The sequence below is a fragment of the Acidaminobacter hydrogenoformans DSM 2784 genome, from assembly GCF_900103005.1.
Lineage (GTDB): Bacteria > Bacillota > Clostridia > Peptostreptococcales > Acidaminobacteraceae > Acidaminobacter > Acidaminobacter hydrogenoformans.
In genome coordinates this window covers 42,311-55,531 of the sequence record NZ_FMWL01000009.1, presented here as the reverse complement: position 1 = coordinate 55,531, position 13,221 = coordinate 42,311, and the positions used below count along the sequence as shown (strand labels likewise).

Below are 13,221 nucleotides of genomic sequence, written 5' to 3'. Positions count from 1 at the left end.
AAGGTTGTCTGATAAATGTAAATACATCCGTTGAAATAAAAATGTTTAGAAAGGATGTTCTTATGGGAAGTACAGGGTTCTTACAATCCATTTTAGGAGGTATTGGTACAGGTTCGATATATGCCTTGCTTGGTTTGGCTTTTGCGCTTGTATTTGGAAAACTTAGAATTTGTTCATATATGCACGGTGATTTGGCTATCTTGGCTGCATATCTTGGGTTTTTGGGGTTTAATTCCTTGGGCATAGACCCTTTAATGTCATTGATTATTTTAATTCCGGCATTCTTTGTTATTGGTTATTTTATTCAAGTGATTTTCATGAAGCCATTCATGGATATGGAAATTTGGCAAGGTCGTTATCAGGCTCAAGTTATGGTTACATGGGGTATTGCCATGAGCATAATGGCGGTTGAGTTTATGATTTGGTCTGGCACTTATAGAATGATTGCCGTTCCTTATCGAAATACAGTAGCTGAACTTTCGAGCCTTAAAATGCCAGTTGTTCACATAATGTCTTTAGTTGCCGTTGTGGTTGTTTATTTTGGTTTGAATCTTATTTTAAAGAAAACTGATCTTGGAATTTCTCTACGTGCGTGTTCCGATGATCGTGTAACCGCAATGCTGACCGGAATAAATTATCAAAAAATATGCGCAATGGCATTCGGAATTTCAAGTTCCATTGCAGTTATTGCAGGCACGTTTTTTGCGCTGACTAATCAGATTACCCCATCTGTTGGGCTAGACTTGACCTTTAAAGGGTGGGTAGCAGTCATAATAGGTGGAATGGGAAGTTTGGGTGGCGTAATAATTGCTGGACTACTAATTGGCTTAGTAGAATCTCTAACAAGTTTCTTCTGGATTCCAGCTCTAAAAAATGCGGTTTTGTTTATTGGCTTGTTAATACTTCTTGTTGTCAAACCTTCAGGTCTATTCGGCAAAAAATGAAAGAAGGTGTGTTATGGATAAAAAATGGTTAATTGGAGCCGGATTGGCAGTTGCAGCTTATATTATTTTCATGTTCAGCACTGAAGGTGGCTTCGCCGCGAACTTTATTGCCTATATATGTCTCTTTGTAATAGCGGGGCAAGGTTGGAATCTTCTAGGTGGGTACATAGGTGAAATCTCATTTGGTCATGCCGTTTTTTTTGGAATTGGTGCCTATACAGTTGGTTTGCCGATAGGATATGGATATGATTTGCCGCTTTTCATGCTTGTTATTTGCGGGGCACTTCTAGCAGGTCTTTTTGCTCTAATCTTATCTTATCCACTGTTGCGGGTTCAAGGATTTCCGTTCCTTGTAGGTACGTTTGGACTTGGCGTGGTTATGCACAGCATTTTTGTAAATAACAAAGCTTTGTTTGCAACTCGCGGCATATTTCTTAAAAGCTATGACAAATATCTTTTATACATCATTATTATTGTTGCGACCGCGGCTGTAATTCTATTTGTAAAATGGCTGACTGAACAAAATATTGGACTCAGCTTTAAAGCAGTTCGAGATGTTCCTATCGCTGCGCAAATGGTAGGTATTGATATATACAGAACAAAAGCTACCGCGTTGGTAATTGGTGCAATACTAACAGGTTTATCAGGTGGGCTGTATGCTCTTTACAGCAGCTTCGTCCATCCTGCTACTACTTTTGAAACCAGCATTAGTATTTTTATATTGTTGGGACCTTATATAGGTGGTATTGGTACAGTTCTTGGTGCCGCTATTGGCAGTGTGATCGTTATTTTATTTCAAGAGTTCTCAAGGTCAGTTGTAACTATTAGCGGTGGTCATCACTTGCTTTTAGGACTATTACTTGTGACTGTTATGATGACAAGTCGAGAAGGAATTTATCCTGGACTTCGTAAACTGATTATGAAACGGTTGAAAGTTAAGCCTATCAATAAAAATTAACGCAATTGAGGTGATAGAGTTGCCAATATTGGAAGTAAAAAATCTCAAAAAAAGCTTTGGCGGCAATCAAGTATTTTCTGACATTAATATTAGTGTCAATGAAAACCAGATCTACGGGATAATAGGTACTAACGGTGCCGGAAAGACCACACTCTTTAACATAATTTGCGGTGTTTTCGGACCTGACTCGGGCCAAGTTATTTACAAAGGTCAGAACATTCTAGGGAAAAAACCTTGGGAGCTTGCAAGAATGGGCATTGGCAGATGTTTTCAAACTGTAATGCCATTCAAAAGTATGACACCATATGAGAATGCTCGAGTGGCAAGAGCGAATGCCGGCAAACACAGTCCAGGCAAAGAATTATTTACTTTAGATGAAATAATGGAGTTGACGGATCTAAAAGATAAACAAAACATTCCAACACAGGATCTTTCTTTACCGGATAAAAAAAATGTGGAAATAGCTCGGGCTCTAGCTTGCAATCCTGATATTGTTCTTTTCGATGAGGTCTCTTGCGGCCTTTCTGGTGAGGAAATTCAAGCGCGTATGGCGTTAATGAAAAAACTTGCTGCGGCAGGGATAACAGTGATTGTGATTGAACATATCATGGTTTTTATCAAAGAAATATGTGACCGGGTTGCTGTTCTCCACTCAGGCATTGTTATTGCTGAAGGCACGCCGCATGATGTTTCGCAGAACAAACACGTTATAGAGGCGTATTTAGGGGGCAAGGAACAATGAACATTCTCGAGGTGAAAAATGTAAGGGCTGGCTACGATCCTGAAGTTGATGTCCTTTGTGGGGTGTCATTGGAAATTGCTGATATGGAATGCGTCGCTATGATCGGTGCGAATGGCGCTGGAAAGAGCAGTTTGCTTAAATCAATTTCAGGTATCGTTAAAATCAAATCCGGAGAGATTTTATTTAGAGGAGAAAGAATTGATAATCTCCAGCCACATCAGATTGTTGAAAAAGGTATCATCCAAGTACCTGAAGAAGGCGGGACTTTTGACACACTTACAATTGAAGAAAACCTAAATATTTCATGTCACAGAAAAATTGCAAAAGAAAAACGAAAGGAAAATATTGAGACTGTCTATCACTTCTTTCCAATTTTAAAGACGAAACGCAATGATCTCGCAAAATCACTTAGCGGAGGTCAGAGAAAAATGCTCGCAGTGGGAAAGGCAATTATGGGCTGCCCAGAGTTACTTCTTTTGGATGATATTTCAATGGGGTTGGCACCAAAGGTTGTAGAGGAATTATATGACATGCTAAAGAAATTGACCAATCAACTGAATGTACCGGTAATTATCGTAGAGCAGATAGTCGAAATAGCTCTTGATTTTGCTGAAAGAGGTTATGTAATGACTCAAGGGAATATTGCATTGAAAGGAAGTTCTCAAGAACTTTTACAAACAGAAGAGGTCAAAAAAATCTACATTGGTATGTAGCATAATGATTTTAGATTTTCAGAGGAAGCATTAATTTTGAGCTTTAATAAAAAAATCTTGATCCACCATCTTGAAGGGAGTTGGAGAAATGAGCACAGTAAAGAATAAACAGATCGCTTTATTATTGTCACTAATTCTTCTTATAACCATGGCACTTACAGGATGCGGCCAAAGTACTGAGTCAGCACCAGCGCCAGATCCTAATGAAACAGAAACAACAGAAAATGAACCGCTTGTTATTGGATCAACTTTTACTTTGAGTGGACCAGTTGCCCATGCGGGCCAAATGGCGTTTGAAGGTGCTCAACTTGCTGTTAAATATGTTAATGAAGAGTTGGGTGGGATCAATGGCCGAGAAGTAGTTCTTAAATATTATGATGATGAATTTGATGAGTCAAAAATTCCAATGCTTTACGAAAAGTTGATTACCCAGGATAAAGTAGACATTCTTTTATCTCCATATACTTCGCCTTTTCTTGCAGCAGCTCCAATAGTTGCGAAAAATGATAAGATGATGTTCTGTATTGCAGCAGATAGTTACGTTGCCAATGATGCCTTTGGCCAAAATATTGTTAATATCCAAATGGATGATCAATGGCGTGGTGGCATGTGGTGGCACGACGTTGCAGATTTCTTTGCCAACTTCGAAAAATGGAATATAAAGGGCGAGGAAAAACCTAAAACTGTAGCTATATTGAATCTTGAGATCTCTTATGGGCATGAAGTTGCTGATGCGGTGATACCATTTCTTGAAGAAAACGGATACGAGATTGTTTATCATGAATATTTTGAGCCAATGCAATCAGATTGGACTCCAATTGTATCTAAACTTAAGGAGATTCAACCAGATATTGTTTTCCAGCCTCACTATTTTGAGGATTGCGTTCGCTTCATAGAAAAATGTAAAGAACTAGACTACTCAGCACCTTACATGATTATTGAAGGTATGGGTTGGGATACGCTGTCATGGACTAATCCTGAAATGGGTGGACTTGACCCTACTGTTGCAAAAAAAGGTTTCTTTTCTTACTCGGTTTTTAAAAATAAATATGAGTCAGAAACCAAGGATTATTTAGCTGCTTATGTTGCAGAAAAATACAATTCAATTCCAGGAAATGATTTGCTGTGTGGATTTATGGCCGTTGAACTTGCTGCGAAAGCAGCCAATATGGCTGGTAGTATCGAAAAAGACGCATTAGTCAAGGTTCTTACAGAAAATGAATTTACTCTTGCGGGCTATGCTTACAAAATGAATGCAACTGGTGGTAATGCTGCTGATTTCCATTGGGGTGTTGGTCAATACATACCAGAAGACATTAATACAGCGGATATGACAGCTAATGACTGGTTCTGTGTATGGCCTGAAATGTATAAAGAAGCTGATCCGGTCTATCCTTTCCCTGGCTGGAAGTAATCTGACACAGAATCAAAATTAAACGACCTTCCTCTGAAAAAATTTGAGAATAAAAATCCCCCTTTGTTCTATGAAATTGTGCAGAATCTTAGATTTTGCACAATTTCATTTTTTGTGTCAATGTGATAAGTCAAAATGCATTTCGATTTCGATTTTTCAAATGAGTGGTTAATACTGCATTGAATGTGGAAATCAATTAAGGCTGAATTGAATTGAGCTCAGAAAATTTATCTATAATAACTGATATTCTTTCAAAATCTGCTCAAGTGACTTCAGCCCATACTGAATGGATCTGCAAACCGCCTTTGTGCTGACGCCCTCTGCCCTGGCGATCTCAGACTTACTCATATCCAGGAAGTAATGAGCATAGAGGCGCTTGGCCTGAAGCTCCGGCAGTGTTGCAATTGCGGCATAAAGCTCTTCAAAAGTCGCTTTGCGTTCATAGATCTCACAGGGTGACATCGCGACGAAAATAACATCATGCTCAATCCCATCGTTCTGATTCAGCGAATAATGTGCTCTGTTGCGATAAAGCGTGCGAAGATAACTCCGCTCAGCACGCCTTGTCATTTCAAACAGTTCTGCAATCTCATCTTCAACCGCAATGATGCAGTCGTCCGACTTCATCAACTTTGTTGGATGTACCAGCTACAAATCGAGAAATCGATGAAATTGATTTACAATTCAACTCACCCATTATCACAAGATTGGATAATGGGTTTAAAAACAGTCGAGACTTCCATATTATGTTATGCTGGCTGGGGTTGAAGAATGTGAACCATCGGCAGAGTTTTTGCTTTGTGAATGATCCAGCGGATAATTTGTATTTCGGCAGTGATGCGATCACGTGAGGATTTTGGAATACTTAGTCGATTCGTCCAATCCTCAGAGCTAACCAGTCCGGCCATGAGAGCCACTTGGTTTTGAGATGTGAATCCAACGCAGAGAGTCACTGAAATTAGTAAACCGCAGACAATAGCCACCGGTGTCATCATAAGAATCGACCATTTCGATAGAGCCCCGACGACTTGTTACAATAAATTCAGGTCACCAACGATACCGGTTAACGCATTGCATTTTCTGGTTCAACAATCATTGGCCTCGTTTAAAATCCGCTACTTTTGAGTTGTACAATAAATCATAAGAAATCAAAAGAAATCAAAAGGAACCGTCCCTGATGATTTAACGTGGGATTAGAAAAACCATCGGCATAACTTTTTTTGAACTTATATTTGGTATAATGAATTGAATATCAATGTACCGGATGTTCAAAGCTTATCAATTACCTTAAAAGAAGAATTAGAAAATTGTCTGACATAGCGGGAACAATCCGGAGCTTAAATTGTCTGGTAACAGTCGGGAGGAGGTTTGAAGCCTTAACCCTATTTTTGAAACAGGGGAGGATATTTTGAGATTAATTTCATGGAATATTGATTCATTAAATGCAGCCTTAACTAGTGATTCAACTAGGGCGGTGCTCACAAGAAAGGTAATGGATACAATTTTGGAGAATGATCCGGATGTCATTGCATTGCAAGAAACGAAATTACCTGCCAGTGGGCCAAGTAAGAAACATATGGAATATTTAGAAACGTATTTTAAAGGATATTCGTATACATGGCGAAGTTCTCAGGAGCCAGCTGGGAAAAGTTATGCAGGAACGATGTTTTTATATAAAGATCAGTATTCTCCGGATGTTATTTATCCTGAGATTCAGGCGCCGGATACCATGGATTCAGAAGGTAGGATTATAACCTTAGATTTCGGAGAATTTTATCTGACTCAGGTCTATACACCGAATGCGGGTGATGAATTAAAAAGGCTCAAGGACAGACAAGTTTGGGATGAGAGGTATGCTGAATATCTTCAGAGGTTGGATCAGGAGAAGCCTGTGGTGGCCACTGGGGATTATAATGTAGCTCATAAAGAGATCGATTTAGCGAATCCGCAAAATAATCGTAGATCAGCGGGCTTTACAGATGAGGAACGTGAGGGCTTCACAAATTTATTAAATAAAGGGTTTACAGATACATTCCGTCATGTTCATGGTGATGTGACAGGCGCGTATACTTGGTGGGCACAAAGGGTAAAAACGAGTAAAATCAATAATTCCGGATGGCGGATTGATTATTGGCTTGTGAGTGACAGGTTAGCAGGCAAGGTTATTAAGTCTGAGATGCTGGACTCTGGTGAAAGGCAAGATCACGCACCAATTATATTGGATATTGATTTGTAACAAACGCATTAAAATAGGGGAAAAGACAATCGGTATAACAGTCTTTGTACTCATGGTTGGGATACAGAGTCCGTACCTGATAACAGCAGTGAAATTGCAGAAGTTCTTTGAAAAAGTATTTAGATATTGAGAGGCTTTTGGAGGTCAGCTTTCGAAAATCGAGGAAATCTTTACTATGTGCAAATCGAGAAATTGATGAAATTGTTTTACAATTTAACTCACCCATTATCGTAATATTGGATAATGGGTTTAAAAACGGACGAGACTTCCAAATTGTGTAATTTTATAAGCGTGGCGAGAACACCATGACTTCAGTCATGGGATGAATCGCTCATCAGCACTTGGTTTAAAGGCATGAGTCACACAATAATAGTATTGTGTGCGTCCTTCATCATCAACCAATGTTCCTACGATATCCCAACAAGGGCGCTAATAGAAATTCAATAAAATGGCTCAATATTTTTTCCGATTTTACTTTGAAAAAGAACAAATGTTTGATACGATGATAGCATAATATTGAATTAAAATCAGCGTCGGCGTCCTTCAATCACTTAAAATCTATGACTGTCGGTAGGGTAATGAAATGAGCTTCCTATCGCTTTTTAATGGATTTTAGTGATTTTTTTGTTTTTGATTTGCAGTAACAAAGAGAGCTTTCTATGGAGGTGAAAAAGGATGTTGGTTCACAAAGCGTATCGATTTCGCATTTATCCAAATGAAGCGCAGAAAGTACTGATCGTTAAGACAATAGGATGCAGCCGGTTTGTGTTTAACCACTTTCTGAGTGCGTGGAACAAGGCCTATGAGGAAACGGGGAGAGGACTCACTTACAACACTTGCGCCACACAAATGACTTTGCTCAAAAGAGAGAAAGCGTTCGAGTGGCTGAGGGAAGTGGACAGTATCGCCCTGCAGTCATCACTAAAGTGTCTGGAGGATGCTTTTAAACGATTTTTTAAAAAACAAAATGATCGCCCCCGCTTCAAGTCGAAAAAGAACAAAGTCCAGTCCTATACGACCAAATTTACGAATGAGAACATCGGTATTGTCGGCAACAAAATCAAATTGCCAAAGTTAGGTCTTATTAAGTTCGCTAAGTCAAGAGAAGTTGAAGGCAGGATTCTGAGCGCTACAATAAGGCGTCATCCATCGGGCAAATATTTTGTCTCCATTCTCGCCGAAGTAGAAATACATGAAATTGAAAATACCGGTTCGGTCTGCGGCATCGATGTGGGTATCAAGCACTTCGCCAAAGTATCAGATCACACTGAACGCGAAAACCTCAAGTGCTTCAGAAAATATGAGGCTGAGCTCGCAAAAGCACAGCGGGTGCTTTCGAGGCGCGTGAAGCATTCAAAAAACTGGGAGAAACAAAGGGTTAAAGTTGCTAAAATCCATGAAAAAATCACCAATGCAAGAAAAGACAACCTACACAAATTTTCTTACGAGATCATCAAAAATCACGATGTGATCGGAATAGAAGATTTGCAGGTTTCTAATTTGCTGAGGAATCACAAACTGGCGAAATCCATCGCTGATGCGTCCTGGTCATCCTTCATAAGCATGCTTTAGTATAAGGCAAAGTGGTATGGCAAGCAGGTTGTTACAGTGGGGAGGGCCTTTCCTTCAAGCCAATTGTGCTCTAATTGCGGGTATAAGAATAAAGACGTTAAGGATCTTGCTGTGAGAGATTGGATTTGTCCGGAGTGTGGTATAATCCACGACAGAGATCTAAACGCAAGCATAAATATTAAAAATGAAGCCCTAAGGCTTCTAACCGTTGGTGCGACGGGGATAGCCTAATAATAAACTGTTCGATAGAATGGTGTTCTTAGGAATCTCGTGACTTCAGTCATGAGAGGTTCAAAATCCGCTCATTTTCAGCTGTACATAAAATCATAAGGAACCGTCCCTGATGGTTACCTGATGGTTCAATTTTTGGAATAGGAGAGTGTAGCCAATGAACACTATAGTAAGTGCATTGCCAAAGGACACAAATGTATTAGCAAGTTTAGAAATCAGATCTGAATCTTATTGGGGCTATAGTTCCGATTTTATGGATAGATTCAAAGAAATATACTTAATTACTGAAGAATTCATATTGAATAATCCAACCTATATTCTAAAGGACGATGAAACAATAATTGGTTTTTATGGAATATTGCTAAATGACGATGAGGTCTCGTTAGAATATCTATTTATTGAACCTATGTATATTGGAAAAGGATATGGCAAAATGTTATGGAATCATGCTCTTGAAGAATGTAAAAAATTGGGCATTAAAGAATTTACAATTATAACTAGTCCAGATGCAAGAGAATTCTATTTGAGATTGGGCGCAACTATTTTTACTCAAGTGGATTCATTAATATCACAGGGAAATAAAACGCCTAAACTTATTTATAGATTGTAATAGTAATGCAATCGAAGGGAACACTCTGACTTAATCAGAAAAAAAGTTGTTATTGAGGGAATAACGATTGGTGGCAATAGCGTTGTCGAACATTTGGAGGCAATCAATCATAGAGAAGCAATTCTATTCTTGGAAGAATTAATCAGGTGGTGAAAATATGGACGTTAATGGAATCATAAAAGCCTGTCATGAATTTATAAATCATGCCCCTGAGAATTATATCAATAAGGATGATGCAATTAGAGCGGACCTCATCGGTGTGAAAATTTTCGATGATCCTCTTATAAAAGTGGCGTCGGCTGAGGATCCAAAATTTATAGAGCTTAGACAGCCTACAATCATTCACCCCAAGGTCATGCTGCCGAAAGATTGGCTGGTTGGTGCGGAAAGTGTCATATCCTTCTTTCTGCCCTTCACCGAAGAGATCAGGACCTCCAATACTCAGAGTTATTTCTATCCCTCGGATGAATGGCTCCATGGGAGGATAGAAGGCCAAATCGTGATTGGATTACTTGCAAATCACCTGATAGATCTATTGAATGAAAAGGGCTATCATGCAATATATCCCTCTGGGGACAGCCGTTTTAAAATGCTGGAAGAATTTAAATCAAACTGGTCTGAAAGACATATCGCCTACATTAGCGGTCTTGGTACCTTCTCCCTGTCAAAAGGCTTGATCACCGAAAGGGGTGTTGCGGGAAGGTTTGGCAGCATTGTTACGGATCTTTATATTGAGCCGACTGCCCGGCCGTATGCCACTCCTTTTGAATATTGCACCATGTGTGGCATGTGCGCTCAAACTTGTCCAATAAATGCCATCAAGTGCAATAAAGGCGTAATATACGGCAAAGATCATCCCGCCTGCAGCGCCTATTTGGATAAGCTAAGACTTAATCCCCATGGTCCAAACCTGAGGATCCGCTACGGCTGCGGCAAATGCCAGGTAGGTGTTCCATGTCAAGGCATGATTCCAAGTGAAAGGTAACAACATCATAATTAAACAACCTTCAAAAATCACTATGTGATCGAAACAGAAGATATGCAGGTTTCTAATATGCTGGGGAATCCCGTGACTTGATTCAAGGAGGTTCAAAGGGGGTGGCTGCTTATGAAAATAACGAAAGTTTCAAACGATAAGAAAGCATATATTGACTTGCTTTTATTGGCTGACGAACAGGAAAGCATGATAGACAAGTATCTTGAACGTGGCGAAATGTTTGTTCTGAACGATAATGGAGTAAAAGCCGAATGTGTGGTTACTAAAGAGACGGATGGTATTTATGAGCTTAAGAGCATTGCGGTTATGCCTGATTGTCAGAGAAAGGGTTATGGAAAAAAGCTGATAGAGTTTCTATTTTCACATTATACCGATTGTAATGAGATGCTTGTCGGAACAGGTGACGTTCCTGCTGTACTCCGCTTTTATGAGAAATGCGGGTTTGCAGCATCGCATCGAATACAAAACTTTTTCACGGACAATTATGATCATCCAATATTTGAAGACGGCAAACAGCTTGTTGATATGATTTATCTTAAGTGGGAGCGTTTTAAATGTTGATTCTTTAATGGCTCAAGGGCCACTATAGATAGGTGCAAAATTTGTCCGTGATGAACGAATTAACTGAGCAGCGTTTAGGAGTCTACCTATGCTAATAAAACAGATGCAAATGAGAATAGTGGAAGAAAACGGGGTTAATTACAGACTGTTAATTTCTGATGGACAAACTCAAGCAGACTTGATTTTTAATATTGAATCGAAAGAACTCATAATCTCTGGCGATCATGATTTGTCTCAATTCCTCTCAGATAATGAATTTCAGTTGCGAAGACTACTGCACAATAAGCGTCCAGATAGTTATTATGTCGGCTTTCAATTGAAATTTTCCATGGTCGATGGAAAGGATATTGCAGCGTTTAATAATCGTGACAATTTAGTGGTTAAAGACCATGGCAGGATCAGCGTTATTTCACGCACCGAAAAAAATAATTTATCAGAGGTATATACGGATGGAAGTTACGACGAAAAGGACCAGCAAGGCGCTTACAGCATTTTGAAAAAGGATCTGGAGGGTCATTATGAAGCACATGAATTTACCAGTGCGTTGATGGATTCCTCATCAATAGAGCTTCAGGCGGTCATTAAGGCACTGGAGATCTATCCTGGGGACTTAAGAATTATGACGGATTCCCAATATGTCCGAAAAGGGATTACGGAGTGGATGGTGCACTGGAAATTAAATGACTGGTATACGGCAAACGGCACTAAAGCAAAGAATGTCGACCAGTGGCTGAAGCTGGAACAGCTTTGTGAAGGCAGGCGCGTCGAATTTGGCTATGTGAAAGCCCATAACCATCACTTTGAAAATGAGTATTGTGATTTTTTGGCCCGTGAAAAGCGTGAAGCAATGAAGCTGAAAACTTAACCGAAACAATCGCTGGGTTAAACACATGAAAGTTCAAATTGCATTATAGCGCTTGAAAAACTGATAAAGTTTTATGCCGGGTGTTATGGATTTAATATGGAGCAGCTGTATTAATTTTTTATGAGGTGAAGAGGAAATCATCAGGAAAATCATCAGGAACCGTCCCTGATGATTCCCTTTTGGGGAGGAGAACAATGGAACCTCTAAAAACCTTTTTTACAAGTGAGAGGCTGAAGTGGAGGGCATGGCTTGCTGAAAACATCGATAAAGAAAAGGAAATATGGTTCGTGTTTCCAAAGAAAGCGTCTGGAGAGAAAGGTCTTTCCTATAACGACGCTGTGGAAGAGGCACTTTGTTTCGGATGGATTGACAGCACGGTTAAGAATTTAGATTCATTACACAAGATGCAGCGGTTTTCTCCTCGAAGAAAGGGTAGTACGTACTCCAGAGCAAATATTGAAAGGCTGATTTGGCTTGAGAAACAGGGGCTGATTCACCCAAAGGTCAGAGATGCGATTCTTGATGTAATTAAAGCGCCCTACGAATTTCCTGCGGATATTCTTGAAGCCATCAGGCATGATGAAAAGGCTTGGGAGAACTACGAAAAATTCCCGGAGGCCTACAAAAGGATTCGAATTGCCTATATTGATGGAGCGCGGAAGCGTCCTTTGGAGTTCAAAAAGCGTTTAGAAAACTTTATCAGGAAAACAAGGGAAAACAAAATGATTGGGTACGGAGGAATTGACAAATACTACGAGAAGTAGTGATACGAAAAAGGAGGTTATGATCCAAATCAACTGAAAACCATGGAGGAGAAGCTAATGACGAAAGCGAAAAAGAATCACGAAGTCAATCAAAGCAGACAAGGCGCGTCACCCTTCGCTCAAACCTATTTCCATGGAACCAAGGCTGACTTAAAGCTTGGTGATCTCATAGAAGCCGGCTTCAATTCAAACTTTGGTCAGAGAAATAATGCCAGATATATTTTCTTGACGGCGACACTGGACTCTGCCATCTGGGGCGCTGAGCTCGCCGCAGGTGAGGGACCAGGGAAGATTTATCTTGTAGAGCCCACTGGAGAAATCGAAGACGACCCGGATTTAACGGACAAAAAATTTCCTGGCAATCCAACCAAATCCTATCGCTCTACGGCACCCTTCAGGGTTGTAGGAGAAGTTTCAGTATGGCAGGGACATCCCGCTGAGCAAGTTCAGGCAATGAAAGACGCATTGGAGAAACTTAAGCAACAAGGGATCCACTCGCTGAATGACGTCAAAAATGAGGACTGAAGAACGACTGGAAGGGCTCGGCAGGGAGTTTTTCACTGAGGCTCTGCCGATGGTCCCAGTCCCCCACACCCCACAGCAAAAACAAGTCG

13 protein-coding genes and 1 pseudogene are annotated in these 13,221 nt (G+C 40.0%); 13 read left to right on the top strand and 1 reads right to left on the bottom strand.

The genetic code is table 11. From position 1 onward, the window contains the following. The first annotated feature begins 62 nt into the window (after positions 1-62). The 5 genes from BLP63_RS09820 (at position 63) to BLP63_RS09800 (ending at position 4,771) form a co-directional block, all read left to right on the top strand. A complete protein-coding gene (locus tag BLP63_RS09820) occupies positions 63-944 on the top strand; it encodes a branched-chain amino acid ABC transporter permease (RefSeq protein ID WP_170829390.1) in 882 nt (293 codons plus the stop codon). Between the two features lie 13 nt (positions 945-957). After that, the gene (locus tag BLP63_RS09815; protein WP_092591042.1) at positions 958-1,902 is read left to right on the top strand and encodes a branched-chain amino acid ABC transporter permease; all 945 of its coding nucleotides are present in this window, start codon (positions 958-960) and stop codon (positions 1,900-1,902) included. A 19-nt stretch (positions 1,903-1,921) separates the two neighbouring features. Continuing rightward, positions 1,922-2,644: an ABC transporter ATP-binding protein gene (locus BLP63_RS09810; RefSeq protein ID WP_139159807.1), complete on the top strand. Its 723-nt coding sequence runs from the start codon at positions 1,922-1,924 to the stop codon at positions 2,642-2,644. Beyond that, the gene (locus tag BLP63_RS09805) at positions 2,641-3,357 is read left to right on the top strand and encodes an ABC transporter ATP-binding protein (protein ID WP_092591038.1); all 717 of its coding nucleotides are present in this window, start codon (positions 2,641-2,643) and stop codon (positions 3,355-3,357) included. Before BLP63_RS09810 ends, BLP63_RS09805 begins: the two co-directional genes overlap by 4 nt. 88 nt (positions 3,358-3,445) lie before the next feature. Beyond that, a complete protein-coding gene (locus BLP63_RS09800) occupies positions 3,446-4,771 on the top strand; it encodes an ABC transporter substrate-binding protein (protein ID WP_092591036.1) in 1,326 nt (441 codons plus the stop codon). Positions 4,772-5,002: 231 nt separating this feature from the next. Here the strand turns inward: BLP63_RS09800 and BLP63_RS09795 are convergent, their stop codons facing one another. Further along, complete coding sequence (locus BLP63_RS09795) at positions 5,003-5,398, bottom strand: RNA polymerase sigma factor (protein ID WP_092591034.1); 396 nt, start codon at positions 5,396-5,398, stop codon at positions 5,003-5,005. A 781-nt stretch (positions 5,399-6,179) separates the two neighbouring features. Between BLP63_RS09795 and BLP63_RS09790 the strand changes: the two genes are divergently transcribed. The 8 genes and pseudogenes from BLP63_RS09790 to arr all read left to right on the top strand — a co-directional run bounded on the left by BLP63_RS09790 (position 6,180) and on the right by arr (position 13,132). Beyond that, complete coding sequence (locus BLP63_RS09790) at positions 6,180-7,007, top strand: exodeoxyribonuclease III (protein WP_092591032.1); 828 nt, start codon at positions 6,180-6,182, stop codon at positions 7,005-7,007. Positions 7,008-7,682: 675 nt separating this feature from the next. Next, positions 7,683-8,810, top strand: a pseudogene (gene tnpB, locus BLP63_RS09785) (IS200/IS605 family element RNA-guided endonuclease TnpB). A gap of 157 nt (positions 8,811-8,967) precedes the next feature. Continuing rightward, positions 8,968-9,420 (top strand): GNAT family N-acetyltransferase, encoded by a 453-nt coding sequence (locus BLP63_RS09780; protein WP_092591030.1) that lies wholly within the window; start codon positions 8,968-8,970, stop codon positions 9,418-9,420. 157 nt (positions 9,421-9,577) lie between these two features. Then, entirely contained in the window at positions 9,578-10,405 is an 828-nt protein-coding gene (locus BLP63_RS09770; RefSeq protein ID WP_092591028.1) for a 4Fe-4S binding protein, read from the top strand. Positions 10,406-10,528: 123 nt separating this feature from the next. Then, a complete protein-coding gene (locus BLP63_RS09765; RefSeq protein WP_092591026.1) occupies positions 10,529-10,978 on the top strand; it encodes a GNAT family N-acetyltransferase in 450 nt (149 codons plus the stop codon). A gap of 88 nt (positions 10,979-11,066) precedes the next feature. Further along, the gene (locus BLP63_RS09760) at positions 11,067-11,843 is read left to right on the top strand and encodes a ribonuclease H family protein (protein ID WP_092591024.1); all 777 of its coding nucleotides are present in this window, start codon (positions 11,067-11,069) and stop codon (positions 11,841-11,843) included. Positions 11,844-12,037: 194 nt separating this feature from the next. Further along, entirely contained in the window at positions 12,038-12,607 is a 570-nt protein-coding gene (locus BLP63_RS09755) for a YdeI/OmpD-associated family protein (RefSeq protein WP_092591022.1), read from the top strand. A 57-nt stretch (positions 12,608-12,664) separates the two neighbouring features. After that, positions 12,665-13,132 carry an NAD(+)--rifampin ADP-ribosyltransferase gene (arr, locus tag BLP63_RS09750; protein ID WP_092591020.1) on the top strand — a complete coding sequence of 156 codons (468 nt, stop codon included), beginning with the start codon at positions 12,665-12,667 and terminating at the stop codon, positions 13,130-13,132. Positions 13,133-13,221 lie beyond the last annotated feature (89 nt).

Coding starts and splice junctions, on each gene's coding strand:
- arr (WP_092591020.1), top strand. CDS start 12,665: ATGACGAAAGCGAAAAAGAATCACGAAGTCAATCAAAGCAGACAAGGC.
- BLP63_RS09755 (WP_092591022.1), top strand. CDS start 12,038: ATGGAACCTCTAAAAACCTTTTTTACAAGTGAGAGGCTGAAGTGGAGG.
- BLP63_RS09800 (WP_092591036.1), top strand. CDS start 3,446: ATGAGCACAGTAAAGAATAAACAGATCGCTTTATTATTGTCACTAATT.
- BLP63_RS09760 (WP_092591024.1), top strand. CDS start 11,067: ATGCTAATAAAACAGATGCAAATGAGAATAGTGGAAGAAAACGGGGTT.
- BLP63_RS09765 (WP_092591026.1), top strand. CDS start 10,529: ATGAAAATAACGAAAGTTTCAAACGATAAGAAAGCATATATTGACTTG.
- BLP63_RS09780 (WP_092591030.1), top strand. CDS start 8,968: ATGAACACTATAGTAAGTGCATTGCCAAAGGACACAAATGTATTAGCA.
- BLP63_RS09795 (WP_092591034.1), bottom strand. CDS start 5,398: ATGAAGTCGGACGACTGCATCATTGCGGTTGAAGATGAGATTGCAGAA.
- BLP63_RS09815 (WP_092591042.1), top strand. CDS start 958: ATGGATAAAAAATGGTTAATTGGAGCCGGATTGGCAGTTGCAGCTTAT.
- BLP63_RS09770 (WP_092591028.1), top strand. CDS start 9,578: ATGGACGTTAATGGAATCATAAAAGCCTGTCATGAATTTATAAATCAT.
- BLP63_RS09805 (WP_092591038.1), top strand. CDS start 2,641: ATGAACATTCTCGAGGTGAAAAATGTAAGGGCTGGCTACGATCCTGAA.
- BLP63_RS09820 (WP_170829390.1), top strand. CDS start 63: ATGGGAAGTACAGGGTTCTTACAATCCATTTTAGGAGGTATTGGTACA.